Origin of the sequence: Corallococcus sp. CA049B (genome assembly GCF_003611685.1) — a bacterium.
In the GTDB taxonomy this organism is placed as follows: domain Bacteria; phylum Myxococcota; class Myxococcia; order Myxococcales; family Myxococcaceae; genus Corallococcus; species Corallococcus coralloides.
In genome coordinates, this window is record NZ_RAWC01000022.1 from 1 (window position 1) to 23,775 (window position 23,775).

The 23,775-nt window shown below is 69.3% G+C and carries 20 protein-coding genes; 9 read left to right on the forward strand and 11 right to left on the reverse strand.

Annotated features, from left to right (window positions below):
* Positions 1 to 175: 175 nt before the first annotated feature.
* From D7W82_RS07535 to ligA, 4 genes are all read right to left on the reverse strand, one after another.
* Positions 176 to 2,863: an Rne/Rng family ribonuclease gene (locus D7W82_RS07535; protein ID WP_120617679.1), complete on the reverse strand. Its 2,688-nt coding sequence runs from the start codon at positions 2,861 to 2,863 to the stop codon at positions 176 to 178.
* 575 nt (positions 2,864 to 3,438) lie between these two features.
* Positions 3,439 to 3,882 carry a DUF3052 family protein gene (locus D7W82_RS07540; protein WP_120617680.1) on the reverse strand — a complete coding sequence of 148 codons (444 nt, stop codon included), beginning with the start codon at positions 3,880 to 3,882 and terminating at the stop codon, positions 3,439 to 3,441.
* Positions 3,879 to 4,166 carry an acylphosphatase gene (locus D7W82_RS07545; protein WP_120617681.1) on the reverse strand — a complete coding sequence of 96 codons (288 nt, stop codon included), beginning with the start codon at positions 4,164 to 4,166 and terminating at the stop codon, positions 3,879 to 3,881. Before D7W82_RS07545 ends, D7W82_RS07540 begins: the two co-directional genes overlap by 4 nt.
* A gap of 10 nt (positions 4,167 to 4,176) precedes the next feature.
* On the reverse strand, positions 4,177 to 6,201 hold the full coding sequence (gene ligA / locus D7W82_RS07550) for an NAD-dependent DNA ligase LigA (protein WP_120617682.1): 2,025 nt from the start codon (positions 6,199 to 6,201) through the stop codon (positions 4,177 to 4,179).
* 496 nt (positions 6,202 to 6,697) lie between these two features.
* On the opposite strand from ligA, the gene rho reads away from it, so the two are divergent.
* Together rho and D7W82_RS07560 are read left to right on the forward strand one after the other, a co-directional pair.
* Positions 6,698 to 8,311: a transcription termination factor Rho gene (gene rho / locus D7W82_RS07555; RefSeq protein ID WP_120617683.1), complete on the forward strand. Its 1,614-nt coding sequence runs from the start codon at positions 6,698 to 6,700 to the stop codon at positions 8,309 to 8,311.
* Positions 8,312 to 8,336: 25 nt separating this feature from the next.
* Entirely contained in the window at positions 8,337 to 8,657 is a 321-nt protein-coding gene (locus tag D7W82_RS07560) for a hypothetical protein (RefSeq protein WP_120617684.1), read from the forward strand.
* Positions 8,658 to 8,679: 22 nt separating this feature from the next.
* Here D7W82_RS07560 and D7W82_RS07565 read toward each other — a convergent pair whose 3' ends face one another.
* The 5 genes from D7W82_RS07565 to D7W82_RS07585 all read right to left on the reverse strand — a co-directional run bounded on the left by D7W82_RS07565 (position 8,680) and on the right by D7W82_RS07585 (position 14,844).
* A complete protein-coding gene (locus D7W82_RS07565) occupies positions 8,680 to 11,247 on the reverse strand; it encodes an ATP-binding protein (protein WP_120617685.1) in 2,568 nt (855 codons plus the stop codon).
* Positions 11,248 to 11,385: 138 nt separating this feature from the next.
* Positions 11,386 to 12,603, reverse strand: coding sequence for an AI-2E family transporter (locus tag D7W82_RS07570; RefSeq protein ID WP_120617686.1), 1,218 nt, complete (start codon positions 12,601 to 12,603; stop codon positions 11,386 to 11,388).
* Between the two features lie 129 nt (positions 12,604 to 12,732).
* Positions 12,733 to 13,194 carry a hypothetical protein gene (locus tag D7W82_RS07575; RefSeq protein WP_120617687.1) on the reverse strand — a complete coding sequence of 154 codons (462 nt, stop codon included), beginning with the start codon at positions 13,192 to 13,194 and terminating at the stop codon, positions 12,733 to 12,735.
* Between the two features lie 3 nt (positions 13,195 to 13,197).
* Positions 13,198 to 14,028 (reverse strand): triacylglycerol lipase, encoded by an 831-nt coding sequence (locus D7W82_RS07580; protein ID WP_120617688.1) that lies wholly within the window; start codon positions 14,026 to 14,028, stop codon positions 13,198 to 13,200.
* Between the two features lie 78 nt (positions 14,029 to 14,106).
* On the reverse strand, positions 14,107 to 14,844 hold the full coding sequence (locus D7W82_RS07585) for a glutamine amidotransferase (RefSeq protein WP_120617689.1): 738 nt from the start codon (positions 14,842 to 14,844) through the stop codon (positions 14,107 to 14,109).
* 109 nt (positions 14,845 to 14,953) lie between these two features.
* Between D7W82_RS07585 and D7W82_RS07590 the strand changes: the two genes are divergently transcribed.
* The 4 genes from D7W82_RS07590 to D7W82_RS07605 all read left to right on the forward strand — a co-directional run bounded on the left by D7W82_RS07590 (position 14,954) and on the right by D7W82_RS07605 (position 19,789).
* Positions 14,954 to 16,441 carry an aldehyde dehydrogenase family protein gene (locus tag D7W82_RS07590; protein ID WP_120617690.1) on the forward strand — a complete coding sequence of 496 codons (1,488 nt, stop codon included), beginning with the start codon at positions 14,954 to 14,956 and terminating at the stop codon, positions 16,439 to 16,441.
* 67 nt (positions 16,442 to 16,508) lie between these two features.
* Entirely contained in the window at positions 16,509 to 17,972 is a 1,464-nt protein-coding gene (locus D7W82_RS07595; protein WP_171423376.1) for a glutamine synthetase family protein, read from the forward strand.
* Positions 17,973 to 17,990: 18 nt separating this feature from the next.
* Positions 17,991 to 19,175 (forward strand): iron-containing alcohol dehydrogenase, encoded by a 1,185-nt coding sequence (locus tag D7W82_RS07600; RefSeq protein ID WP_120617691.1) that lies wholly within the window; start codon positions 17,991 to 17,993, stop codon positions 19,173 to 19,175.
* A gap of 158 nt (positions 19,176 to 19,333) precedes the next feature.
* Entirely contained in the window at positions 19,334 to 19,789 is a 456-nt protein-coding gene (locus D7W82_RS07605) for an ATP-dependent DNA helicase (RefSeq protein WP_120617692.1), read from the forward strand.
* Between the two features lie 80 nt (positions 19,790 to 19,869).
* On the opposite strand, the gene D7W82_RS07610 is transcribed toward D7W82_RS07605, so the two are convergent.
* The gene (locus D7W82_RS07610; RefSeq protein WP_233587366.1) at positions 19,870 to 20,397 is read right to left on the reverse strand and encodes a hypothetical protein; all 528 of its coding nucleotides are present in this window, start codon (positions 20,395 to 20,397) and stop codon (positions 19,870 to 19,872) included.
* A 254-nt stretch (positions 20,398 to 20,651) separates the two neighbouring features.
* Between D7W82_RS07610 and D7W82_RS07615 the strand changes: the two genes are divergently transcribed.
* From D7W82_RS07615 to D7W82_RS40005, 3 genes are all read left to right on the forward strand, one after another.
* Positions 20,652 to 22,085: a hypothetical protein gene (locus D7W82_RS07615; RefSeq protein WP_120617693.1), complete on the forward strand. Its 1,434-nt coding sequence runs from the start codon at positions 20,652 to 20,654 to the stop codon at positions 22,083 to 22,085.
* Between the two features lie 5 nt (positions 22,086 to 22,090).
* On the forward strand, positions 22,091 to 22,627 hold the full coding sequence (locus D7W82_RS07620; protein ID WP_120617694.1) for a hypothetical protein: 537 nt from the start codon (positions 22,091 to 22,093) through the stop codon (positions 22,625 to 22,627).
* Positions 22,628 to 22,759: 132 nt separating this feature from the next.
* Positions 22,760 to 23,071 carry an ATP-dependent DNA helicase gene (locus D7W82_RS40005; protein WP_147439260.1) on the forward strand — a complete coding sequence of 104 codons (312 nt, stop codon included), beginning with the start codon at positions 22,760 to 22,762 and terminating at the stop codon, positions 23,069 to 23,071.
* A gap of 80 nt (positions 23,072 to 23,151) precedes the next feature.
* Here the strand turns inward: D7W82_RS40005 and D7W82_RS07630 are convergent, their stop codons facing one another.
* Positions 23,152 to 23,718 (reverse strand): hypothetical protein, encoded by a 567-nt coding sequence (locus tag D7W82_RS07630; RefSeq protein WP_120617696.1) that lies wholly within the window; start codon positions 23,716 to 23,718, stop codon positions 23,152 to 23,154.
* Positions 23,719 to 23,775: the final 57 nt, after the last annotated feature.

Sequence of the window (23,775 nt, forward strand, 5' to 3'; positions counted from 1 at the left end):
TCCCACCCCACCCGAGCGGACGTTGTCAGCACCTGCACGGGCCTCGGCCGCCTGGCCGGTCACCATGCGGGAGGCCGTGTTCCAGCGCCAATGCAGAAGGCCCGGCGGGGTGCACCCACCGGGCCTTCGCGGTCACTCAAAGTCCGGACTCAAGGGCCCGGTGCAGCTCGAACGCTCAGCCTTCGCTGCTCCCGCCGGACGGCTCGGAGGAGCCCCCGCCGGACGCCGCGGGAGGCGTGCCACCACCAGTGCCACCATTCCCGCCTCCGTTGTGGCCACCGCCAGAGCCGCCGCCGCGCTCGGACCGCTCTCCACCACGGCCCTCGCCACCGCCGCGACGCTCACCCCGGTCCCGGTTGCGTTCCCCGCCGCGCTCGCCGCGCTCGGGACGGCGGCCCTCGCGACGGTCACCGCCGCCGCGCTCGCCTCCGCGTTCCCCGCCGCCACGGCTCTCTCCGCCGCCACGGCTCTCTCCGCCGCCGCGGTTCTCACCGCCGCCGCGGTTCTCACCGCCGCCGCGCTCGCCACGGTCGCGGTCCCGGCCACCGCCCCGGCGGCCCTGGTCCTGACGGCCGCCGCCGTAGTTGCTCTCCGGGCGGCGCTGCTGCATCGCCAGCTCGCCGTCACCGGAGCCCGGGGACGAGGCCACCTTGTGCTCGGGGCCCGTGGCCGACCGGCCGTAGATGTCGTACTGCTCGCGGTGGTAGTTCTGCTGCGCCTTCACCTGGATGGACTTGTTGTAGCGGTCCATCAGGTGCCGCAGCTCGTTGCGCTCCTCACCCTGCAAGAGCCGCGCGACCTCCGCGTTGCAGTTGATGACGAGCGTGGAGTCCTTGTAGCCCGGCGCCTCGCGGCGGATCTCCCGGAAGATTTCGTACGCGACCGTGGTGGCCGTCTTCACGAAGCCCTTGCCGTCGCAGTACGGGCAGTCCTCGTGCAGCACGCGGCCAATGGACTCGCGCACGCGCTTGCGCGTCATCTCCACCAGGCCCAGCTCGGAGATGCGCAGCACGTTCGTCTTGGCCTTGTCCCGGCCCAGCGCCTCCTGCAGCGACTTGAAGACCTTGTCGCGGTTCTGCGCCTTCTCCATGTCGATGAAGTCGCAGATGATGATGCCGCCGATGTTGCGCAGCCGGAGCTGGTAGACGATCTCCTTGGCCGCCTCGACGTTGATCTTCGTGATGGTCTCCTCGAGGCTCTTCTTGCCGACGTAGCGGCCCGAGTTGACGTCGATGGCGGTGAGCGCCTCCGCCTGGTCGATGATGAGGTAGCCGCCGCTCTTCAGCCACACCTTGCGCTGGGTGGCGCGCTGCAGCTCCTGTTCAATCCCGTAGGCGTCGAAGACGGGCTCGTCCGTCTCGTGCAGCACCACGCGGTCGCGCAGCGCCGGGTCCTGCGCGGTGACGAAGCCCTGGATGCGCTCGTACTCCTCCGCGTCGTCCACGACGAGCTTCTCCACGTCGTGGGCGAACAGGTCGCGCGTGGCGCGCAGGATGAGGTCCAGGTCCGGGTGCAAGAGGCCCGGTCCGCCGCGCTTCTCGTTGCGGCGCACCACCTGGTTCCACACCTCGATGAGGAACCGGATATCGCTCTCCAGCTTCTCCTGGGGAACGTTCTCCGCCACGGTGCGCACGATGAAGCCCGTGCCGGGCGGCCGCAGCCGGTCCACGATTTCGCGCAGCCGGCGGCGCTCCTTCTCGTTGGAGATGCGGCGGCTGATGCCCACGTGGTCCACCGTGGGCATGAACACCAGGTGACGGCCGGGGATGGAGATGTGCGAGGTGAGCCGCGCGCCCTTCGTGCCGATGGGGTCCTTGGAAATCTGGACCACCACCTCCTGGCCCACCTTCAGCAGGTCTTCAATCTTGTCCGTCTTGCGCTGCTTGGGCTTCTCCTTCTCCTCGTCGCGCTTGTCGCGGCGGGGCTGCTCCTGGCGGCGCTTGTCCTTGTCCTTCTCGCGGCCCTCCCGGTTGCGCGGCTCGCGGGCCTCGCGCGCCTCGCGCGGCGTGCGGCGCTCGCCGGAGACCTCGGCGGGACGGGCGTCGGCGGCGGGGGAGGGGATGATCTCACCCAGGGCGGACGCGTGCGGCGGCGGCTCGGCGGCGCTGCCCTCCGCCGCGGGCGCCACGCCGGACCCGGCGACGGCGCTCTCCGCGGGCGTCTCCTGCACCACCGCGGGGGCCTCCGCCGGAGGCGTGCCGTTCTCCGTCAGCGGTACCGCCACGGCGGCGGTGGACACCTCGGCCGGGGATTCCCGGGTGGCGCCTTCGGCCGGGGTCTCCACGATGACGCCCACGGGCGCCGCGGGCTCGGCGGGCTCGGAGGAAGCCTGGGCCTCCACCGGGGCCGGGGCGGCCTCCGGAGCCGGCTTCACGGCCTCGGGCGTCGCCTCCGGGGACGACTCCACGGCCGGGGCGGCCTGGGCCTGGACGTCCAGCGCCAGCGCGCCGTCGTGCGCCAGCACCGGCTCCGGAGCAGCCGCGGGGGCCTCCGTGCCGGCGGGCAGCGCGTGCGTGGCGTCAGGGACGTTGGCGGCCGCGTACTCCACGGCGTCGGCTTCGGATTCGGTGGGGACCTCCGGGGCGTCCTCGTGCTCGCCCTCGGTCAACTCGAACTGCGCGCGGGCGAAGTCCGGGTCGTAGACGACGTCGCTGACGTACAGGAAGGCGGCCTTCTCCAACCCGATGTCCACGAAGGCCGCCTGCATGCCCGGGAGCACCCGGACGACGCGACCCTTGTAGATGTTTCCGACGACGCCCTTGTCCTTCTTACGCTCGAGGTAGAACTCCGCGATATGGCCGCCCTCGACGAGGGCGACCCGGGTCTCCCGACCCGCGGCATTGATGACGAGCACACTGCTCATGGATGAATCCTGGTAGCGCGCGCGGTAGGGGGGACCTCACCGGACGGGAGGCGGCGAGACGCCACACCTCCGAGCACGCCGCGAGGGGAGAGGCGGCCAGCAGCCCCCCGGCGCGTGGACGCCTTCCGGTAGGCCCGGAGGGAGAACGCATCACCTGGGTGGGGGCCGAGGACATCGCCGCCTGCTCCTCCGAGTTCATGTCGCCCCGCATTGCGACCGGCACCGTGCCGGGCGGGGCTGCTTCTCTTCACGCGCTCGAGGCTTCCCCCACGCCCGTGCCGTCCGCCCCCTCTTCCACACCCGGTCGGTGCCCGTCATGTGGGCCACCTTGGGGGGGTGTCTGGGGGCCCCGGAGCAGCAGGGGCATCCGGAGGAATCCGGAAGCGCAACCCGTCGAAATTCCTGCCTGGGCGTGATGTCCCGCCAACGCGGGGCGTCACACAACCGCCCAGAAACACGGAGAGTTTTCCACGCCCCTCCAGGTGTGTAAAGGCCCGATGCGCCCGTTCATCCACTGTCGGGCAGATGGAAGGCGAGCCCGCCCGGCGGGTCCCCGGGCGCTCGGAAACGGACGTTCAGGCCTGGGCAGGGGCCTGCTTGCGCCCTTCCGGCTTGTCCAGCTTCCCGCGCGGACGGCGCACCAGCCGCAGGCCGGTCCAGGTCTCGTCGATGACGCAGATCTTGTTGTCGACCAGGCCGATGTCGAGCGCCGCCTGGCGCACGAAGTCCTCGGACAGGCGCGTCTTCACGCCCTCGCCGGCGGGCCAGCAGACCCAGATGCCGCCGTTGAGGGTGGTGGCGCGCGACAGCGCTGGCAGCCGCTGCACCAGCTCCGTGGCGTCGGAGGTGAAGAAGAGGATGACGTCCAGCCCCGTCTGGGCCGTGACGAGGAACTCCACCCCGTCCGGCAGCGGGTTGAGCTTCTGTACGAAGCCCCGCGGGGGGTTGATGACGGAAACCTTGGTGCCGGCCCGGATGCCCAGCATGGCCGGCAGGGAAGCCAGCGCGTAGGGCGTCATGATGTGCGCTCCACGGTGAAGGTGCGGAATTCGCCAGAGGCCTGCCCGTCCGTGCGCGCCACGTCCGCGACGCGCGCCATGCGGGGACCCGAGTGACACCAGCGGATGAAGTCTTCCAGCGCGCCCGGTTCGCCTTCCACCATGGCCTCCACGGAGCCGTCGCTCCGGTTGCGGACCCAGCCGGACAGGCCAAGGCGCAGCGCCTCCTGGCGGGCGCTCTCCCGGTAGGAGACGCCCTGGACCGTGCCCTGGATGCGCAGGGTCGCCCGGCGCTGCGTGCTCATGCCTCTGGCCTCATGCTCTGACGTCCCCTTCTAGCAGCTTCAGGAACGCCTGCTCATCCAGGATTCTTACGCCCAATTCCTGCGCCTTCTTCAGCTTGGTACCCGCGTCCTCGCCGGCGACCACGAAATCGGTCTTGCGCGAGACACTTCCGGAGACCTTACCGCCGCGCCGTTCGATTTCCTCCTTGGCCTGCTCGCGCGCAAGCCGCTCCATGGTGCCGGTGAGCACCACCGTCTTGCCCACGAAGGGGCCGCCCGTGGCGACCGCCGGGGGGGCAGGGTGGACACCCGCGTCCAGCAGGGCCTGGATGGCGGCCTGGTTCTGGGGCTCCTGGAAGAAGGTGTGGATGACCTGCGCCATCACCGGGCCCACGTCCTTCACCCGGCTGATGTCCTCCAGGCTGGCCGTGAAGAGCGACTTCACCTCCGGGAAGGCCTCCGCCAGGGCGCGCGCCGTGGAGTCGCCCACGTGCCGGATGCCCAGCGAATACAGGAAGCGGCGCTGGGTGGTGGCCTTGCTGCCCTCGATGGAGGCCAGCAGGTTGTCCGCGCTCTTCTCCCCCATGCGCTCCAGCTTGAGCAGCGAGTCCCGGGTGAGCGCGAACAGGTCCGCGAACGTCTTCACCTGACCGGAGGTGACGAGCTGCATGGCCAGCTTGTCCCCCAGGCCTTCAATGTCCATGGCGATGCGGCTGGCGAAGTGGCGCACCTTCTCCACCAGCTGCGCGGGGCAGGACGCGCCCGTGCAGCGGATGATGGCGCCGTCCTCGTCCTTGGCCGCCACCGCGCCGCACACCGGGCAGTGGGTGGGGAAGGTGAAGGGCTGGGAGTCCTCCGGGCGCTTGGACAGCACCACGGAGACGATTTCAGGAATCACGTCACCCGCGCGGCGCACGAAGACGGTGTCGCCCTTGCGCACGTTCTTGCGGCGCAGCTCGTCCTCGTTGTGCAGCGTGGCGCGCGACACCGTCACGCCGCCCACCTTCACGGGCTTCAGGTGCGCCACCGGCGTGAGCGCGCCCGTGCGGCCCACCTGGATGCCGATGTCCTCCACCGTGGTGGACTCCTCCTCTGGCGGGAACTTGTAGGCCACCGCCCAGCGAGGGCTCTTGGACACCTGGCCCAGGCGGCGGCGCAGGTCCTCGTCGTCCACCTTCACCACCATGCCGTCGACCTCGAAGGGCAGGGCGTGGCGGCCCTTCAGGGACTCGTCGTACCGCTGGCGCACGCCGTCCGCCCCGGCCGCGTGCTGGTAGCGGTTGATGGGCAGGCCCAGCGTCTTGAGGTACTCCAGCTTCTCTGTGTGCGTCTTGAAGGCCGGCACGCCGTCGCCGGGCACGCACTCATACAGGTAGACGGACAGGGGCCGGGCGGCGGTCTCCTTGGGATCCAACTGGCGCAGGCTGCCCGCGGCGGCGTTGCGCGGGTTGGCGAAGAGCGACTCGCCCGCCTCTTCGCGCTTCTCGTTGAGCTTGCGGAAGTCCTCCTTGCGGATGAAGACCTCGCCGCGCACCTCCAGCCGCCCGGGCACCTTCACGCCGTCCTGGGGGAACAGCTCCAGGGGCAGGCTCTTGATGGTGCGCAGGTTGCCCGTGACGTCCTCGCCCGTGGTGCCGTCGCCGCGCGTGGCGCCCTGCACGAAGCGGCCGTCCTCGAATCTCAGGGAGATGGCCAGGCCGTCCAGCTTGGGCTCGCACACGTAGCCCACCTGCGACAGGCCCGTCAGCTTGCGGATGCGGTCGTCGAACTCCGTCAGCCCGGCGTCATCGAAGATGTTCGCCAGGGACAGCATCTGCGTGGTGTGCACCACCTGCCCGAAGTCCTCCACCGCCGCGCCGCCCACGCGCTGGGTGGGCGAGTCCGGCGTGACGAGCTGGGGGTACTGCTCCTCCAGCCCCTGGAGCTCACGCATCAGCGTGTCGTACTGGGAGTCGCTGATTTCCGGCGCGTCCAGCACGTAGTAGCGGTGGTTGTGGTGGGCCAGCTCCTGGCGGAGCGCTCGGGCGCGGGCTTCGGCTTTCGGGAAGGTGTCCACGGGGTGTGTCCTTACCCCAATTCAGGGGCGCGGCCAGTCGCGCACGCCCCGCGTTGGAGGAGGAGCACTCTACCGGCACCACCTGACAGGACCGCTTCACGCACCTGGGAAGGCGAACCCGGGGGCGCGTGTTCCCGGCAAGGGAGCGCATCCGCCGCCCCATCAGGCCCGAATTTCAGCTACATAGCGGATTCCCTGTTCGCAATCCCCCCGCCCTTCAGTGCAACCCCCTGAAAAACGGGACAGAGCCAGGCACGGATGCCTTGACAGCTCTGGAGGCGGTCAATAGTTTCCAGCGCGGTTCCAGGCGCAGGGGTTCCCCCGGCGCCGTCTCTTCCCAACCACAGGCCCACGCGCCCTCCGGTCCGTTCCCAGGACTTGGGTGGTGCTGCCCCCTGGAAGGTGCTTCCGAGCGCCGCGCGGACGGATCGCCGTCCCGCGTACAGCCTGCCCGAGCCTTCGGGCGCTTCCCCCCTACTTCCGTTCGCAGACCGTCATGGCCAAAGCCCGTTCCCCCCGAGAGAAGGTAGTCGAGCCCGCGTTCACCGAGGAGAAGCCCCGGCGCAAGCGCGCGGCGGCGAAGGAGGCGGAGAAGCCCGCGCCCCGCTCTCGCCGTGCTCCGGCTCGTCGTGAAGAGGCTCCCGCCGAGGAGGCCGAGGCCCCCGAGGTCGCCGCGGAAGCGCCCCGCCCGGTGCTCACTCCCATCTCCCGTCCCGTCCGCGACGACGAGCTCCAGGAGCTGCGCGGCACGGAGGAGGAGGCGCCCGCGGAGGAGGCCGCTCCGGCCGCCCCTCAGGAGTCCGCCGAATCCCCCGCCATTACGGAGGTCGAGCGCGACGGCACCCCGATGCAGGTCATCAAGCTCAATGACCTGAAGCGGATGAAGATCGTCGACCTGGCGAAGATGGCCCACGACACGGGCATCGAGGGCTACCAGGGGCTGAAGAAGCAGGACCTCATCTTCGCGCTGCTGGGCGGCATCGCCGACAAGCGCTTCGAGGTCCACGCGGAAGGCGTGCTGGAGCTGCTCAGCGACGGCTTCGGCTTCCTGCGCAGCGCGGACAGCGACTACCAGCCGTCCCCGGACGACATCTACGTGTCGCCGTCGCAGGTGCGCCGCTTCAACCTGCGGCCCGGCGACACCGTGACGGGCCCCATCCGCCAGCCCCGCGAGGGCGAGCGCTTCTTCGCGCTGCAGAAGGTGGACAAGGTCAACTTCGCGGACCCCATGTCGGACGCGGCGCGCGAGCGCATCCTGTTCGACAACCTCACGCCGCTCTATCCGACGCGCAAGCTCAAGCTGGAGCACGAGTCGTCGGAGATGACCACGCGCATCATCGACATGTTCTGCCCCATCGGCCTGGGCCAGCGCTGCCTCATCGTGGCGCCTCCGAAGGCCGGCAAGACGGTGCTGCTGCAGAACATCGCGCACGCCATCAGCCGCAACCACCCGGACGTCTACCTCATCGTGCTGCTCGTGGACGAGCGCCCGGAGGAGGTGACGGACATGGAGCGCAGCGTGCGCGGCGAGGTGGTGTCCTCCACCTTCGACGAGCCCGCCACGCGCCACGTGCAGGTGGCGGAGATGGTCATCGACAAGGCGAAGCGCCTGGTCGAGCAGAAGTACGACGTCTGCATCCTGCTGGACTCCATCACCCGTCTGGCGCGCGCCTACAACACGGTGGTGCCCGCGTCCGGCAAGATTTTGTCCGGCGGCGTGGACGCCAACGCGCTCCACAAGCCCAAGCGCTTCTTCGGCGCGGCCCGCAACATCGAAGAGGGCGGCAGCCTCACCATCATCGGCACGGCGCTCATCGACACCGGCAGCCGCATGGATGAAGTGATTTTCGAGGAGTTCAAGGGCACGGGTAACTCCGAAATCGTCCTGGACCGGAAGTTGATGGAGAAGCGCATCTTCCCAACGCTCGACATCAACAAATCCGGCACCCGCAAGGAGGAGTTGCTCTTGTCTCAGGCGGACCTGGTGCGCATTACGGCGTTGCGCCAGGTGCTCCACCCGTTCACCCCCATCGACGCGATGGAGTTCGTGCTCAAGCACATGCGTCCGACGGCGGCGAACGCGGAGTTCCTGGGCTCGATGAACCGGTAGTTCACTTCCGGCCCAAGGAGCCCCCATGCGTCGTGCCCGCCTCCCTCTAATTGTCGCCCGCGCTGTCGCGGGCCTCACCCTGGGGCTGTTGGCGGGCTGCGACCTGGGGGTGGAGGACCTGCCCATTGGAGACACCCCACCGGTGCTCTCCAGTCAGGTCTGCTACGACGATTCGGACTGCGTCGCGAACGCGTGCTGTGGTGAGGGCACCGCCATCACCCACCGCGACGTGGGGCCGGACTGCGCCGGCGTGCGGTGCGACGGGACGTGTACCCCCAACAGCGTGGACTGCGGCCGGTGCATCCCCACCTGCCGCAACGCGCGCTGCGCCGCCGCCTGCCAGTAGCGGGCGGCCGCACGGCCGGATTTCAGCCGGCCAGCCCGCGGACCGCGTCCACCGGCGGGTCCCTCAGGGGCAGCGTCACGCGGAAGGTGGTGCCGCCGCCCGGCGTGTCCTCCACGTCGATGCGGCCCTGGTGCGCTTCCACCACCTGGCGCGACACCCAGAGCCCCAGTCCCAGGCCGCCGTAGTGGTGCGTGGACACGGCGCGCTCGAAGCGGTCGAAGATGCGCTCGCGGTCCTCCGGCTTGATGCCGATGCCGTGGTCCACCACGCACAGGCGCACGAACTCGCCATCCGGTTGCAGTGACACGTCCACCGGACGGCCTCGGCCGAACTTCAGCGCGTTGGCGACCAGGTTGTGCACCACCTGCGAGATGCGGGACGGGTCGAAGGTGCCCATCACCGGGCCCTTCACGTCCACGGTGAGCGGCGTGCCGTCACGGCGCGCTTCTTCCTCCGCGAAGCGCGTCACCTCCACCAGCAAGTCTCCCAGGTCCACGTCCGTGCGGTTGATCTTCAGCCGGCCGCTGGTGATTTGCGACACGTCCATCAGCACGTCCACGAGCATCGCCAGCCGGCGGATGAAGGACCGCGCCTGCTTCAGGCGCTCCAGCGCCTTGGGCGGAGCGTCCTTGCCCAGGCCGCGCTCCACCAGCTCCAGGTGCAGCTGGAAGGCCGCCAGCGGCGTGCGCAGCTCGTGCGCCGCCACGGAGAGGAAGTCGTCGCGGGCGCGCAGGGCTTCGGTCAGGCTCTCCGCGCGGGCGCGCTCGTTGGCCATCTCCCCGCGCATCGTCGCGAGCTTCAGGTTGGACGCGATGCGCGCGAGCAACTCGCCCGCGGAGAAGGGCTTCACCAGGTAGTCGTCCGCGCCGGACGCCAGGCCCTGCACCGTGGCCTCTTCTCCGGCCTTCGCGGACAAGAGCAGGATGGGCAGCTCGCGGGTGGTGGGCGCGGCGCGCAGGGCCCTCAGGAGGCCCATGCCGTCCAGCTTCGGCATCATCACGTCCGACAGCACCAGGTCCGGCGGCCGGGCCAGCGCGGCCTCCAGTCCCTTCGCGCCGTCCGTCGCCACCTCCACGTCGTACTCGGCGGACAACACGCGCTGGATGTAGTCGCGCATGTCCCGGTTGTCGTCCACCAGCAGGATGCGCGCGCGCGGCACCGGGGCCACCGCGTGGCCGTCCGCGGACGCCGGGTGGGGGTGGTGCGAGGACTGCGTGCGGTCCTTGGGCTTCGCGCTGCCCCACAGCAGGGCTTCCTCGACGTAGGCGGACGTGGCCTCGCGCGCCGCGGAGCGCGGCCGGGAGGTGGTGCGGATGCGCTCCTGCGGCAGGTGCGCATGGCCCAGTGGCAGCTCCACGGTGAAGACGCTGCCCTCGCCCTCCGTGCTGCGCGCGGACACGGCGCCACCGTGCAGCCGGGCGAACTCCTGCACCAGCGCGAGCCCGATGCCGCTGCCCTCCACCGTGCGCGACGGCGAGCCCGACACGCGGTGGAAGCGCTCGAAGAGGCGGGGCAGCTCGTGCGCGGGGATGCCCGAGCCGGTGTCCTCCACCTCCAGCGACACCTTCAGCCCGTGCTCGCGCAGGCGCAGCGTGACGCCGCCCTGGAGCGTGAACTTGAACGCGTTGGAGACCAGGTTGAGGACGATCTGCTCCCACAGGTCCGGCGCCACGTAGACGGGCTGGGACAGAGGAGGGCAGTCCACCGTGAGCTTGAGGCCCGCCCGCTCCATGGCGGAGCGGAAGCTGGACGCCGCGTCCTTCGTCAGCGCGGCCAGGTCCGTGGGCGCGAAGCGCTCCTCCTTGGGGCCCGCCTCCAGCTTCGACAGGTCCAGGAGCGCGTTCACCAGCTTGAGCAGGCGCCCGGCGTTGCGGTGCACCCGCTCCATCTCCTTGCGGACCTCGTCCGACAGGGGGCCCGCCCGCCCGGCGAGAAGGTCCTCCGTGGGGCCCAGCATCAGCGTCAGCGGCGTGCGGAACTCGTGGCTGACGTTGGCGAAGAACTCCGACTTGAGCCGGTCCAGCTCGCCCAGCTGCTCGTTCGCCACGCGCAGCTGCTGGTTGGCCTCTTGGATCTGCTGGGCGCGCCGGAAGATTTCGCCCTCCATCTCATCCGCGCGGGCGCGGAGCTCGGCGTGCTGGCGGCTCTGCTCCTCGTCCAGGTGCTTCAGGCGGATGAAGTCGGTGACGTCCTCCACGCGGTGGATGATGTGGCGGACCGCGCCGTCCTCGCCGAACACCGGGGTGTTCAGCGGGCTCCAGTAGCGCGCCTCGAACCCGCCGCCGTCCTCCTCGGGCCGGGGGAGGTCGTACTTCTGGACGGCCATCGCGTCCGGGGTGCGCGTCTTCACCACGCGCTCCAGCGACGCGCGCAGGTTGGTCACCCCGCTGGCCAGCGGGTCCTCGGGGTTGCCCGGGAAGACGTCGAAGATGTCGCGGCCCAGGATGTCCTCGCGCCGCGTCCGCGTGACGCGCAGGTACGCGTCCGTCACCGCGACGATGACGAACTCCGGTGTCAGCACCAGGTACGGGTTGGGCGCGGCTTCGAACAGGCTCCGGTAGTCCGGGGCCGGTGAGGGGCTGGGGGGCATCACACGTCCTCAGAGGCGGAGGCGTGCAAGGAATTAGTCACTCACCCCCGGGATGGCCAGGGGGGAAGTAGGACCCGGCCCCCGGTTTTCCAACGGTGGACGCTTGGGGGGACGGGCTTCCCGCCACGGTGGAGAAGTTCAGGCGGCGGGGGCGGCGTCCGTGGCGGCGACCGGCTGCTGGGCCGGAGCGGCCACCAGCGGGGGGGGCTGCGCCTTGAGGCGCGCATAGTCGAAGCAGGCCACCGCGATGGAGGCCACCGGCACCGCGAACAGCGCGCCCCAGAGGCCGAAGAGCTTCTCGCCCGCGATGAGGGAGAAGGCCACCACCACGGGGTGGATGCGCGCGGCCTCGCCCATGATCTTCGGGTTGAGGAAGTACGCCTCCAGCGCGTGGATGCCGATGATCCACAAGAGGAGCGCGACGCCCTTCTGGAAGCCGTCCGCCAGCGCGATGAGGACGATGGGCACCGAGCTGATGATGGTGCCGAAGATGGGGATGAGGCTGAAGAGCGTGGCGATGGTGGCCAGCAGGAACGCGAACTTCACGCCGAACAGGAGCAGGCCCAGCAGCGTGAGGCCGCCGTTCACCAGGCAGATGGTGACCTGACCGCGCACCACGCCGGACAGCGACTTGTCGATGCGGGCCACCAGCGTCTTCGCGTCCGGCAGGAACTCCGCGGGGATGAGCGTGCCGAAGTAGCGGCGGATGGCCTGCGCGTCGATGGAGAAGAACGCGGCGACCATCAGGATGAAGAACAGCATGAAGACGCCGGTCAGCACCTCCGTGACGATGCGGCGCGACACGTTGACGATGTCCGCCAGGTTCTCCTTCGCGAGCGACGTCACGCGCGTCACCGCGTCGGTGAGCATCTGCTCCAGGTCCAGCGCCATGCTGAAGCCGCCGGACGCGCCCGCCGCGTCCTCCATGGCCCGGTCCGACAGGGCCACGGGGATGCCGTACGTGTTGAGCCACGCCTCCGCGCGCTGCGCGTGCCCCTGCACGTGCTCCGGCGTGAGCGCGCTGGCGAAGGCGGCCATCTCGCGGCTGATGCGCGCCACCTCGCGGTAGAGCTGCGGCACCAGCGCGACGAAGAAGAGGTACACCGCCAGGAAGAACCCCGCGTAGATGAGCAGGATGGCCACCCAGCGCGGCACGCTGTGTCCGGCCACCTTCAGCCGCGTGATGCGCGCCACCAGCGGCTGCACCAGGTACGCGATGAGCGCCGCGCCCGCGAAGGGCATCACCACCGAGCGCAGGGCGAAGAGCGTCACCGCGATGGCCACCCACAACCCGGCGAGGAGGAGCAGGCGCTTGCGGCGTTCGTCGGGGGCGGTGGCTTCCACGGGCGGCGACATGCACCCGGGCTTAAGGCAGCGGCCTCCCTCTGACAAGCTCCCGAAAGGAAAGCCTCTTGTGGGCCCCGGCTCCTATGCCCCCAAAGGGTCCGGAACCTCCCGGATGAAGGCAGGCGGCCGGACGGGGGCTCAGGCCTGGGGCAGCCGGGACCGGTCGCCCAGCCGGGCCTCCACGCGGTCCAGGCACTCGCGCATCAGGGGGCGCTTGATGCGGCCCTGGGTGGCCTCTCCCAGGCCCAGCATCTGCTCGGTGAGCCAGCGGGTGAGGAAGAGCAGGGGGACGCGGTCGTCAGGGGCCAGGCCCCGCTCCAGGTAGCGCTTGTTGCGCACGTAGTCGTCGAAGGCGTCGAACTCGCGGGCCAGGTCCCACTTCGCCAGCCGCAGGGCCTCCGTGTAGACGGCCGGGTCGGGGCGCCGGGTGGCCTCCTGGAACAGCGGGGCGAACTCGCCCAGGGTGGCCGGGTCCAGGTCCTGGACGGGCGGGGGCCAGGACGCCAGGTCCTTGGCGAGCAGCCGCGCCACCTCGTCCAGCAGGTGCTCCACGAGGGCGACGGGCTTGAGGTCGAAGAGGTGATCCCAGCGCGAGGGCATGTGTCAGGGACTGGCTGCGGCGGGCAGGGCCACCGGAAGGGGAGGGGATGCAAGCGCGGCGACGGGTGCGGCCACGGGGCCGTCAACATAGCCCAGGGACAGCTCGCGCTGGATGACCTCCCACACGGCCCGGCGCGTGAGCAGCTCGCCGTGGGGCACCACGCCGGACAGCTCCACGTTGAAGACGTTGGGCTGGCCGTCCACCTCCAGCACGGAGGAGGGGTAGGGCGCGATGACGTCGTCGCGCGAGTAGATGGACGTGAGCCGCACGTGGCGGGGGAAGGCGCCCACGCCCAGGTCCTTGATGAAGCGCGACGTCGGGGTGAGCTGCCACATGCTGCGGCTGAACCAGCCCAGCGTCGCGCAGCCCAGGTATGCCATGCGCGTGCCCCGGTGCGGCGTGCCCAGGGTGATGAGGCTCTTCACGCGCACGTCCCCGCCCAGCCGCTTCACGTAGTACGTGCCGATGAGGCCGCCCTTGGAGTGCCCGATGATGGTGAGCGGCCCCATGCCCGGGTGGCGCTCGTAGAGCCGGTCCACCTTGCCCTGGACCTTGCGCGCCAGCTCGTCGATGCGGTGCGTGTTGAAGCGGTCCATGGTGCCGCCCAGGTGGATGGACCAGACGCAGTAGCCCTCGCGGCGCAGGCGGTGCTCCAGCACCTCCAGGACGCGGCGCGTGCTGAAGAAGCCGTGCAACAGGAGCACCGGCTTCTGGCAGCGCTTGAAGTCCGTACGGCGCACGACGTGGTTGCCGCGTGGATCCAGATCCACGTAGCTGGCCAGGTACTTCAACTGGCACTTCAGCTTGCGGTACTGCATCACGAACGGATTCATCCCAACGCCCCCGTCCCTCCTGCACGGGAGAAAGCTAGGGAGCGCGTCCGCGCGCGGCCCGGATCAGCGCCCGTCCGGTCAGGTGAAGTGTTGGAGAAAGTTCACCAGCACCCGGTGCGCGAACGGGGTCGGCGTGATGCCTGACAGGAGCCGGGGGACGTACTCGCCCTCGGGGACGCCCTTCTCCTGCGCGAGCGCGTCCAGCTTGTCCTCGCGGGCGAGGATGACCGCGCGCATGGCGTCCGTGGCCATCTCCGGGTGGAACTGCACGCCGCGCACGTTGTTCCGGAACGCGAGCGCCTGGTTCGCGGTATTGGCGTTGCCCGCGAGCACCGTGGCGCCCCCTGGCAGATGGGAGACGATGTCCTCGTGGGTCTGCTGCACGGCGAAGCGCTCCGGCAGGCCGGTGAACAGCGGATCCGCGCGGCCTTCGGGTGAGAGCGTCACCTCCACGGTGCCCGTCTCGCGGCCGTTGGGGTTGCGCGTCACCTTGCCGCCGTAGGCCTCCGCGAGCAGCTGTTGGCCAAAGCACACGCCGAGCACGGGGATGCCCTGCTCGCCCGCCTCCACCATGAAGGCGCCCGCGCGCTCCATCCACGGCTCGCGCTGCGTCACCGACAGGGGGGAGCCCGTCATCATCACCGCGTCGTAGCCCTTCGCGTCCTTGGGCAGGGGGGCGCCCTTGTGCACGGGGAGGATGTCGAAGCGCCGGCCAGACAGTCCAATGGTTTGCAGAAACCACCGCTCGTAGTCGCCCACGGAGAGCTGGACGGAGGTCGCCGCGTCGCCGGCTTTCAGCAGGAGGACGTTCTTCATGGGGGCAGCTTGCCGCGTCATGTCCTCATTCCTACCGTGTCCAGCCGTCCGTGTCCGGTGCCCGCCACTTCCAGGTCGCTCGCGCGCCGTGCTCACCCGAGGCCTCGCCATGACCGACGCTCGTTCGCTCACTCCCAAGCTCCCTGTCCTCAAGCTGCTCATCGACGGGCAGCAGGTGGACCCCATCGAAGGGGGCACCTTCGCGGTGGTGAATCCCGCCACCGGCCAGAAGATCGCGGACGTGCCCGCGGGCACCGCCGCGGACGTGGACCGCGCGGTGAAGGCCGCGCGCCGCGCCTTCGAAGCCGGACCGTGGGGGAAGATGACCGGCCGCGAGCGCGGCAAGCTCATCCGCAAGCTGGCGGACCTGCTCTACGAGCGCCGCGAGGAGTTCGCGCTCGTCGAGTCGCTGAACAACGGCAAGACGTTCAAGGACGCCATCCGGGGTGACGTGGCGCCGGCCGCCGCGACGCTCGCGAACTTCGCGGACATGGCCAGCACCATCACGGGCGAGGTGCTGCCCGTGGACGGCCCCTTCCACACCTACGCGCTCAAGGAGCCGGTGGGCGTGGTGGGCGCCATCGTGCCGTGGAACTACCCCACGTGCATGCTGGGCTGGAAGCTGGGGCCCGCGCTGGCCGCCGGCTGCACGGTGGTGGTGAAGCCCTCCGAGTACACGCCGCTCACCGCGCTGAAGCTGGGCGCGCTGGCGCTGGAGGCGGGCTTCCCGCCCGGCGTCATCAACGTCATCACCGGCCTGGGCGACCCCGCGGGTGAAGCCATCGCCCGGCACCCGGACGTGGACAAGATTTCGTTCACCGGCTCCGGCCGCACCGCGCGCCGGCTGCTCCAGGCCTCCGCCGCGAGCAACCTGAAGAAGCTGACGCTGGAGCTGGGCGGCAAGAGCCCGCAGATCATCTTCCCGGACGCGGACTTCGACCGCGCCGTGGAGGCGTGCTTCTGGGGCATCTTCGGCAACAAGGGTGAGACGTGCAACGCGGGCAGCCGCGTGCTGGTGCATGAGAAGGCCTACGACGCCTTCGTCGCGAAGCTCGCGGAGAAGGCGCGCACGATGAAGGTGGGCGACCCGCTGGACGCGACCACGGAGATGGGCGCGCTGGTGAGCCAGAAGCAGATGGACGTGGTGCTGGGCTACATCGAGAGCGGCAAGCAGCAGGGCGCGAAGCTGCTCGCGGGCGGTGGCCGCGACACCGAAGGGCTCAAGGCCAAGGGCTGCTTCGTGAAGCCCACCATCTTCGGCGACGTGAAGCCGGACATGAAGATCGCCCAGGAGGAGATCTTCGGCCCGGTGCTCAGCTGCCTGCGCTTCCGCGACGACGCGGAGGCCATCGCGATGGCGAACAGCACGCAGTACGGCCTGGCCGCGTCCATCTGGACGGGCGACGTGGCCAAGGCGCACGCGCTGGCGAAGCAGGTGAAGAGCGGCGTGGTGTGGATCAACTGCTTCAACGAGTTCGACGACGCGGCGCCCTTCGGTGGCTACAAGGAATCCGGTTGGGGCAAGGACCTGGGCCACCACGCGCTGGAGGGTTACCTCCAGACCAAGGCCGTGTGGACGAAGCTGCCGTCCCCCTGACGCAACCCGCGCGCTCCATTCCATTCCACCGCTTCACCGCCGCATGACGAAGAAAAGGAAGGTCCGCATGGCGTCGCGTCCCAAGGCCAAGGTGCTCACCCATCCGGCGATGGCCCGCCGGGCCCGCGGAAAGGAGCGGAGCGAGGGAGGGCCGCGAGCGGTGTCCGGACAGCAGGGGGACATGGACTCCCTGCGCCGGTGGATGGACGAGAAGGGCGTCCGCAAGGTGAAGGTGGGCGCCATCGACATGGATGGTGTCTGGCGCGGCAAGTACATCTCGCTGGAGAAGTTCTACAGCGCCGCGAAGAGCAACATGGGCTTCTGCGACGTCGTCTTCGGTTGGGACCTGGGCGACGAGCTGCTGGACAACACGAAGGTGACGGGCTGGCACACGGGCTACCCGGACACGCCCGCGAAGGTGGACCTGTCCACCGCGCGCATCATCCCGTGGGAGCCGGACACCGCGGCGTTCCTGCTCGACTTCGTGAACCCGGATGGCACGCCCTTCGAGGCGAGCCCCCGGCAGCTGCTCCAGAAGATGGGCCAGCGCGCGCGCAAGCTGGGCTTCCTGCCCAAGTTCGGCGCGGAGTACGAGTTCTTCCTCTTCAAGGAGAACCCGCAGAGCCTGCATGAGAAGGGCTTCAAGAACCTGACGCCGCTGACGCCGGGCATGTTCGGCTACTCGTGGCTGCGCACGTCGATGAACGCGCCGCTGGTGCACGCGCTCATCGACGGGTGCAACGCGTACGGGCTCAACATCGAGGGCTTCCACACGGAGACGGGCCCCGGCGTCTTCGAGGCCGCCATCCGCTACGACACGCTGGAGCTGGCGGCGGACCGCGCGGCGCTCTTCAAGACGGTGGTGAAGGAGATCTGCGCGAAGCACGGCGTGTCCGCGTGCTTCATGGCGAAGGTGGACCCGAAGCTGCCGGGCTGCTCCGGCCACGTGCACCAGTCGCTGTGGAACCTGAAGGACGAGGAGAACCTCTTCCACGACCCGTCGCAGAAGCACGGGATGAGCAAGCTGATGCGGCACTACATCGGCGGGCAGGTGGCGCTGATGCCGGAGCTGACGGCGCTCTACTGGCCCACCATCAACAGCTACAAGCGCAGCGTGGAGAACACCTGGGCGCCCACCACCGCGACGTGGGGCCTGGAGAACCGCACCTGCGCCATCCGCGTCATCGGCGACAGCGGCAAGTCCATGCGCATCGAGTACCGCCAGCTGGGCGCGGACATGAACGCGTACATCGGCATGGCGGTGAGCCTGGCCGCGGGCCTGTGGGGCATCGAGAACGAAGTCGAGCCGCCCGCGCCCGTGCTGTCCAACGCCTACGAGGCGAAGAACACCAAGCCGCTGCCCCGCAACCTGAAGGACGCGGTGGCGCTGCTCAAGAACAGCGAGCGCGCCCGCGAAATCCTGGGCGACGGCTTCGTGGACCATTTCGTGCGCACCCGCGAGTGGGAGGTGCGCCAGTACGAGCGGGCGGTCACCTCCTGGGAGCTGGAGCGCTACCTGGAACTCATCTGATTCGAAGGAGGACCGTTCATGAAGCCTTTCGATATTCCCTCCGAGCCGCGCGTCACGGAGATGGCCTGGCCCACGCGCATCGTGTTCGGCGCGGGCGCGCTCCAGAAGCTGCCCGCGCACGCGGCCCGGTTGAAAATGAAGCGCCCGCTGCTGGTGACGGACGCGGGCGTGGTGAAGGCGGGCCTCGCCGCGCGCGTCGCGGACGTGCTCAAGGGGGCGGGCCTGGAGTGCGCGGTGTTCGACCGCGTGGAGCCCAACCCCACGGAGAAGGACGTGTTCGCGGGCCTGGAGGCGTACCGCGCGCACAAGGCGGACGGCATCGTCGCCCTGGGCGGTGGCAGCGCGCTGGACGCGGGCAAGCTGGTGCAGTTGCTCACCACGCATGAGCCGCCGCTCAGCCGCTACGACGACGCGAAGGGCGGCGACCAGTACGTGCGCGACGACCTGCCTCCGCTCATCGCCATCCCGACGACGGCGGGCACGGGTTCGGAGGTCGGGCGCTCGGGCGTGGTGACGCTGGCGGACACGGGCCGCAAGACGGTCATCTTCAGCCCGCACCTGCTGCCGAGGGCGGCGGTCATCGACCCGGAGCTGACGCTGGGCCTGCCCCCGTCCGTCACGGCGGCCACGGGCATGGACGCGCTCACCCACTGCATCGAGGCGTATGTCGCCAATGGCTTCCATCCGCTCGCGGACGCGGTGGCCATTGACGGGGTGATGCGCGTGGGGCGCTCGCTGGTGACGGCGGTGAAGGAGGGCCGCGACCTGGCGGCGCGCACGGACATGATGGTGGCCGCGATGGAGGGCGCCATGGCCTTCCAGAAGGGCCTGGGCGCGAGCCACGCGCTGGCGCACGCGCTCACGCCCATCTCCAACGTGCCGCACGGCCTGGCGAACGCCATCGTCCTGCCCGCGGTGATGGAGTTCAACCGCGCGTCCTGCACGGCGCGGCTGGCGCGCATCGCCGCGGCGCTGGGAGACACGGCCAACGCGCGCGAGGAGGTGCTCGCGGCCAACGCCATCGACCGCGTGCGCAAGCTTGCGGCGGCCGTGGGGATTCCGGCGCGGCTGCGTGACGCGGGCGTGCAGGAGAAGGACCTGGAGCACATCGCGCAGAAGGCCTTCCAGGACGCGTCCCACCAGGGGAACCCGCGCGCCGTGACGGAGGCGGACCTGCTGGCCATGGCCCGCGAGGCGTACTGAAGAGCGGCTTCACTCCGGCTTGATTTCAGAGTGTTTCAGCGGGGCCTCTTCCGAGGGAAACGGGAGGGGCCCCGTGCCTTTGGTGCGCGTGAATCAAGCGGTGCCTCCTCCGTCAGAAGGTTCAGAACGCAGCACAACGCGGCTCACGGAGGCAGGTCATGAAGGCGATGCTCAAGAAGATGGTGGTGGCTGTGGCGCTGGTCGCGAGCTCCCCGGTGATGGCGGCGGACTACCACGGCGCCTCCCCCCTCGTGAGCCGTCAGGACCAGGCTCGCATGGAGCGCGAGCGGAACGAGCGGGAGCGGCTGGCGCGGCTGGAGCGGGAACGGCAGGAGCGGGCGCGGATGGAGCGTGAGCGTCAGGCCCGGCTGGAGCGCGAGCGCAAGGAGCGGGCGCGGATGGAGCGCGAGCGTCAGGCGCGGCTGGAGCGCGAGCGGTTGGAGCGGGAGCGTCAGGCTCGCATCGAGCGGGATCGGTTGGAGCGGGAGCGTCAGGCCCGCATCGAGCGGGAGCGCAAGGAGCGGGAGCGGTTGGCTCGGATGGAGCGCGAGCGGCAGGAGCGGGAGCGGCTGGCGCGGCGTGACTCGCACTACCGGGGCGGCTGGGTGAACTGAGCAGCGATGGGGCCACAACCTGAAGCAGCACTGAGGCCCGGGGGCGGATGACCACCCTCGGGCTTCTTCGCGTCTGGAGGTCAGCGGGCGCCTGAGTCCACGGACAGCGTGCGGGCCCCTGCATCCGGAGCCGTGCTGCCCGCGTCCACGCCGCCGCTCGTCTCCGGCGTGAACTCCAGCGTGTCCATGAAGAGGCGCCCCGGCAGCCGCATGTCCATGGCGGTGATGCGCTCGCGGTCGCGCAGTTCGTAGAGCTGCCGCGCTACCCAGGCGGTCTGCACGGGTTCGTCGGAGAAGAAGACGTAGACGCGCACCTTCCCCTCCTTCACCGGCACGCGGAAGCGGGTGTTGGCGACGGGCCGGTTGGCGTCGCAGCGGATGGAGCGGTTGTCTCGCGTGAGCGTGAGCTGCCGGATGACGCCCTTCTCGGACGTCGTGAAGAGCATGCAGTAGGGGAGTTGTCCCTCGACGGGGATGATCTCCATCGTCGCGGGGCCCGTGCGCTTCACCAGGGCACGCACCACCTTCGCGGGCGGCTTCGCGTCGTCGCAGCCCACGACACCCGCGCCCAGCGCCATCACCGTCAACCAGCCCGTCCAGCGCGTCACGTGTTCTTCCCTGGGAAGGTGGGATACCGACCGCGAGTCTACCTCGACGTAACACAGTGGGCGTGCGCCGGGGGAAGACGTGGCCCCAGAATCAGCTGGGGCGACAGTGGCGCATGGGGATGAGAGGTTTTCGCTGGCTTGGCCCATGCCTTTTCAACCAGACGCAATCGCTCTCCGCCGTGGATGGGCTCACGTGGAGGACTCCCGGTGGGGTAGAATGAAGGGGCCGCACGGATACGACAGTGGGGGAGCACATGGACTTCGCCGCGCTGTGTCTGCAGATCAAGAAGGGACTGGATGCGCCGAAAGATCGCATGCCCATCTTTCAGGCCCTCTCCCAGCTCTCCTCCCCGGATCAGGTTCCCAAGCTGCTCCAGGCCTGGAATCTGCTCTACCCGAACCTGATTCTCTTTGATGAGTTGGCACGGGTGCTGGACGACAAGGAAGAACTCCAGGCATGGGAGCGCTTGACGGGAAAGTCCGTCAAGGCGGGCGCCATCTCCGCGACCACAACGGCCTCCTATCTGAATCTCCGGGCAACCCCTGGCACGTCCAAGAGCTCCGTGGTCATCGGGAAGCTCATCGGGGCCAACATGCCCGTGACGGTCCATGGCAAAGCAATCAAGGACGGCTCGACATGGTACCTGCTGGAGTTCTCCGCGAACGACTACCCAAAGGTCGTGTCAGTTCCGAAGGACGCCGCCGGCGACATTCGCGCGCTCTACAAGAGCCATCGTGCCTGGGCCATCGAGTCGGCTGTTGCGACGTACGTTGACTACAATGTCTTCATGGCTCAGTTGCGAGCCTTCGAGATGATTCACCGCAAGCTCTCACTCAAGCAGCGAATTACCTTGCTGCGGCAGATGGCCCATCCGAGCGATCTGCCTTTCGACACGATGATTGGCACCTCGGGAGGCAGCGTCTACGAGGAGACGCGCCCCAAGGTCCATGAGGTGTACCAACTCGTGAGGGATGCGAAGGCCTTCCTCACTCCCAGCGGAGAACTGGTCGACATCTACCACTTCATTGTCGGCATGGACGTGTACCAGAAGGGCCGGATGGGGCGCGAGCGGGTCAAGTTGATCAGGCTGGGAGAGAGCGATCCTTCCGCGACCTGGGCCGGCGACATCGGAGCCGGTGCGGCGGATGCGCTGCTGCACAAGGACAAGGACTACGAGGACAATCACCCTGGCCAGACCGAGGCGGAGCGCATCCTTCACTACTACCAGACCCGGGCGCCTTCGCAGGATCTGCTTGGAGACTTGGATGCGTGGGGAGTCGCGGGGCGTGTCGACCATGATGCGACGGGCGACACGATTTCATCGATCATCGAAAGCGTCTACGGGCGTGGAAACGCGACGAAGATGGGGACTCCCCAGCTTCGAAGGTACGCGCTGGAGAATTTCTTCGCACGCCATGGCCTCACGATGAGTGGCTCCTCGCTCGTCTCTGTCGCCAATCTGGAGGTCTTGAAGTACTATATCAATGACTTTGGTCGTGTCTGGGTATACCGCGCACAGATGAAGAATGACTTTCTTGGCAATTCGTTTTGGCTTGGATCACGCTATGACAAGCCCGAGCTGGCGGCGATAAGCGAGAAGATGGCGGCTCTGTACTTGCGGTGGCTGGATGAGCAGTGTCGGCTCAATGGCCTGCTTCCCAGCGTGGCCCCCGCGGCCAGGAGATGAACCGAATGGATGGTGGTCACGGGAACGCGTCCATGAGTGCACCGGGCGCTCCTGCCCTGTCACGACTCCGGCCCTGGCTTGCCGCGCTGGGCTACCTCGTGGCGCACCCCCTGGTTTCTCTGCTGGGCATCCAGTGGGGGCCCCTGGGTGGTCTTCAGACCCAGGGCGTGCTGCTCGTGGCCGGTTTCGCGGTGCTGGTGGTCGCGGGATTCCTGCCCAGACTCTTCGAGTCGCTGCTCCTCCAGACGCTCCTGCTCGCACTCGGATGGCCCCTGGTGGTGGCCGCGGTGGCCGTGGCGTGGTTCGCCCCCTACGCCGTCATTCAGGAGTCGCAGTGGTTGGGTCCCAGTACCTACCGCACCACCCTGCATCCGTTCTTCACCGGAGGCCTGAGCTGGCTGCTGTTCCTTGCCGCCCTGGGCTACGCAGCAGGCTTGGGATCGCGCTTTCGGCGGGGGCTCTGTCTCGGGGCGCCGCTGATTGCCTTCCTCGCGCTCTGCTGGCTGCTCCACCTTCGGGGCTATCCCGCCTTCGAAGGGTAAAGCGGCTTCACTCCGGCTCCATTTCAGAGTGTTTCAACAGGGCCATCTTCCGATGGCGCGGTTGAATCAATCAGGGCCTCCCCCGTCAGTAGGTTCAGAACGCAGCAACAACGCGGCTCACGGAGGCAGGTCATGAAGGCGATGCTCAAGAAGATGGTGGTGGCTGTGGCGCTCGTCGCGAGCTCCCCGGTGATGGCGGCGGACTTCCACGCCGCCACCCCTCTCGTGAGCCGCCAGGACCAGTCCCGCATGGAGCGCGAGCGGCAGGAGCGGGAACGGCAGGCGCGGATGGAGCGCGAGCGTCAGGAACGCGAGCGGCAGGCCCGGCTGGAGCGCCAGCGTCAGGAGCGGGAGCGCCAGGCGCGGCTGGAGCGGGAACGGCAGGAGCGGGAACGGTTGGCCCGGCTGGAGCGCAACCGTTACAGCGGTGGCTGGCTGAACTAGGCGGCCACGGTGTCACGGCTTGAAGCAGGACGGAGGCCCGGGGGTGGACATCCACCCTCGGGCCTCTTTGCGTCTGGAGGTCAGTTGGCCAGCGGCTCCATGGTCAGTGAGGGGGAGCCTGCGTCCGGGGCCGTGCCTCCGTCGGACGTCACCACGCCGCCCGCGCCCACGATGCCGCCCGTGGCTTCCGGCTCGCCCGTCTCCGGCGTGAACTCCAGCGTCTCCACGAAGATGCGCCCCGGCAGCCGCAGGTCCATGGCGGTGACGCGCTCGCGGTCGCGCAAGTCGTAGAGCTGCTGCGCCACGGAGCCCGCGGGCACGCGCTCGTCGGAGAAGAAGATGTAGACGCGCACCTTCCCCTCCTGCACCGGCACGCGGAAGCTGGTGTTCGCGACGGGGCGGCCCGGGTCGCAGCGGATGGAGCGGTTCTCTCGCGTGAGCGTGAGCTGCCGGATGACGCCCTTCTCGGACATCGTGAAGAGCATGCAGTAGGGCAGCTGTCCCTCGACGGGGATGATCTCCATCGTCGCGGGGCCCGTGCGCTTCACCTGCGCGCGCGCCACCTTCGCGGGTGGCTTCGAGTCGTCGCAACCCACGACGCCCACGCCCAGCACCATCACCGTCAACAAGCCCGTCCAGCGCGTCATGTGTTCCTCCTCGGGAAGGTGGAATGGCCGACACGCCGAGCCTACCCCGGCCCCACG

Excerpts from the sequence above, each read along its gene's own strand:
- D7W82_RS40005 (WP_147439260.1), top strand. The coding sequence starts at position 22,760 with ATGAAGGCGATGCTCAAGAAGATGGTGGTGGCTGTGGCGCTCGTCGCG.
- D7W82_RS07600 (WP_120617691.1), top strand. The coding sequence starts at position 17,991 with ATGAAGCCTTTCGATATTCCCTCCGAGCCGCGCGTCACGGAGATGGCC.
- D7W82_RS07615 (WP_120617693.1), top strand. The coding sequence starts at position 20,652 with ATGGACTTCGCCGCGCTGTGTCTGCAGATCAAGAAGGGACTGGATGCG.
- D7W82_RS07590 (WP_120617690.1), top strand. The coding sequence starts at position 14,954 with ATGACCGACGCTCGTTCGCTCACTCCCAAGCTCCCTGTCCTCAAGCTG.
- D7W82_RS07560 (WP_120617684.1), top strand. The coding sequence starts at position 8,337 with ATGCGTCGTGCCCGCCTCCCTCTAATTGTCGCCCGCGCTGTCGCGGGC.
- D7W82_RS07570 (WP_120617686.1), bottom strand. The coding sequence starts at position 12,603 with ATGTCGCCGCCCGTGGAAGCCACCGCCCCCGACGAACGCCGCAAGCGC.
- D7W82_RS07630 (WP_120617696.1), bottom strand. The coding sequence starts at position 23,718 with ATGACGCGCTGGACGGGCTTGTTGACGGTGATGGTGCTGGGCGTGGGC.
- D7W82_RS07575 (WP_120617687.1), bottom strand. The coding sequence starts at position 13,194 with ATGCCCTCGCGCTGGGATCACCTCTTCGACCTCAAGCCCGTCGCCCTC.
- D7W82_RS07585 (WP_120617689.1), bottom strand. The coding sequence starts at position 14,844 with ATGAAGAACGTCCTCCTGCTGAAAGCCGGCGACGCGGCGACCTCCGTC.
- D7W82_RS07565 (WP_120617685.1), bottom strand. The coding sequence starts at position 11,247 with ATGCCCCCCAGCCCCTCACCGGCCCCGGACTACCGGAGCCTGTTCGAA.
- D7W82_RS07595 (WP_171423376.1), top strand. The coding sequence starts at position 16,509 with ATGGCGTCGCGTCCCAAGGCCAAGGTGCTCACCCATCCGGCGATGGCC.
- D7W82_RS07540 (WP_120617680.1), bottom strand. The coding sequence starts at position 3,882 with ATGACGCCCTACGCGCTGGCTTCCCTGCCGGCCATGCTGGGCATCCGG.
- D7W82_RS07620 (WP_120617694.1), top strand. The coding sequence starts at position 22,091 with ATGGATGGTGGTCACGGGAACGCGTCCATGAGTGCACCGGGCGCTCCT.
- D7W82_RS07580 (WP_120617688.1), bottom strand. The coding sequence starts at position 14,028 with ATGAATCCGTTCGTGATGCAGTACCGCAAGCTGAAGTGCCAGTTGAAG.
- D7W82_RS07535 (WP_120617679.1), bottom strand. The coding sequence starts at position 2,863 with ATGAGCAGTGTGCTCGTCATCAATGCCGCGGGTCGGGAGACCCGGGTC.
- D7W82_RS07605 (WP_120617692.1), top strand. The coding sequence starts at position 19,334 with ATGAAGGCGATGCTCAAGAAGATGGTGGTGGCTGTGGCGCTGGTCGCG.
- rho (WP_120617683.1), top strand. The coding sequence starts at position 6,698 with ATGGCCAAAGCCCGTTCCCCCCGAGAGAAGGTAGTCGAGCCCGCGTTC.
- D7W82_RS07545 (WP_120617681.1), bottom strand. The coding sequence starts at position 4,166 with ATGAGCACGCAGCGCCGGGCGACCCTGCGCATCCAGGGCACGGTCCAG.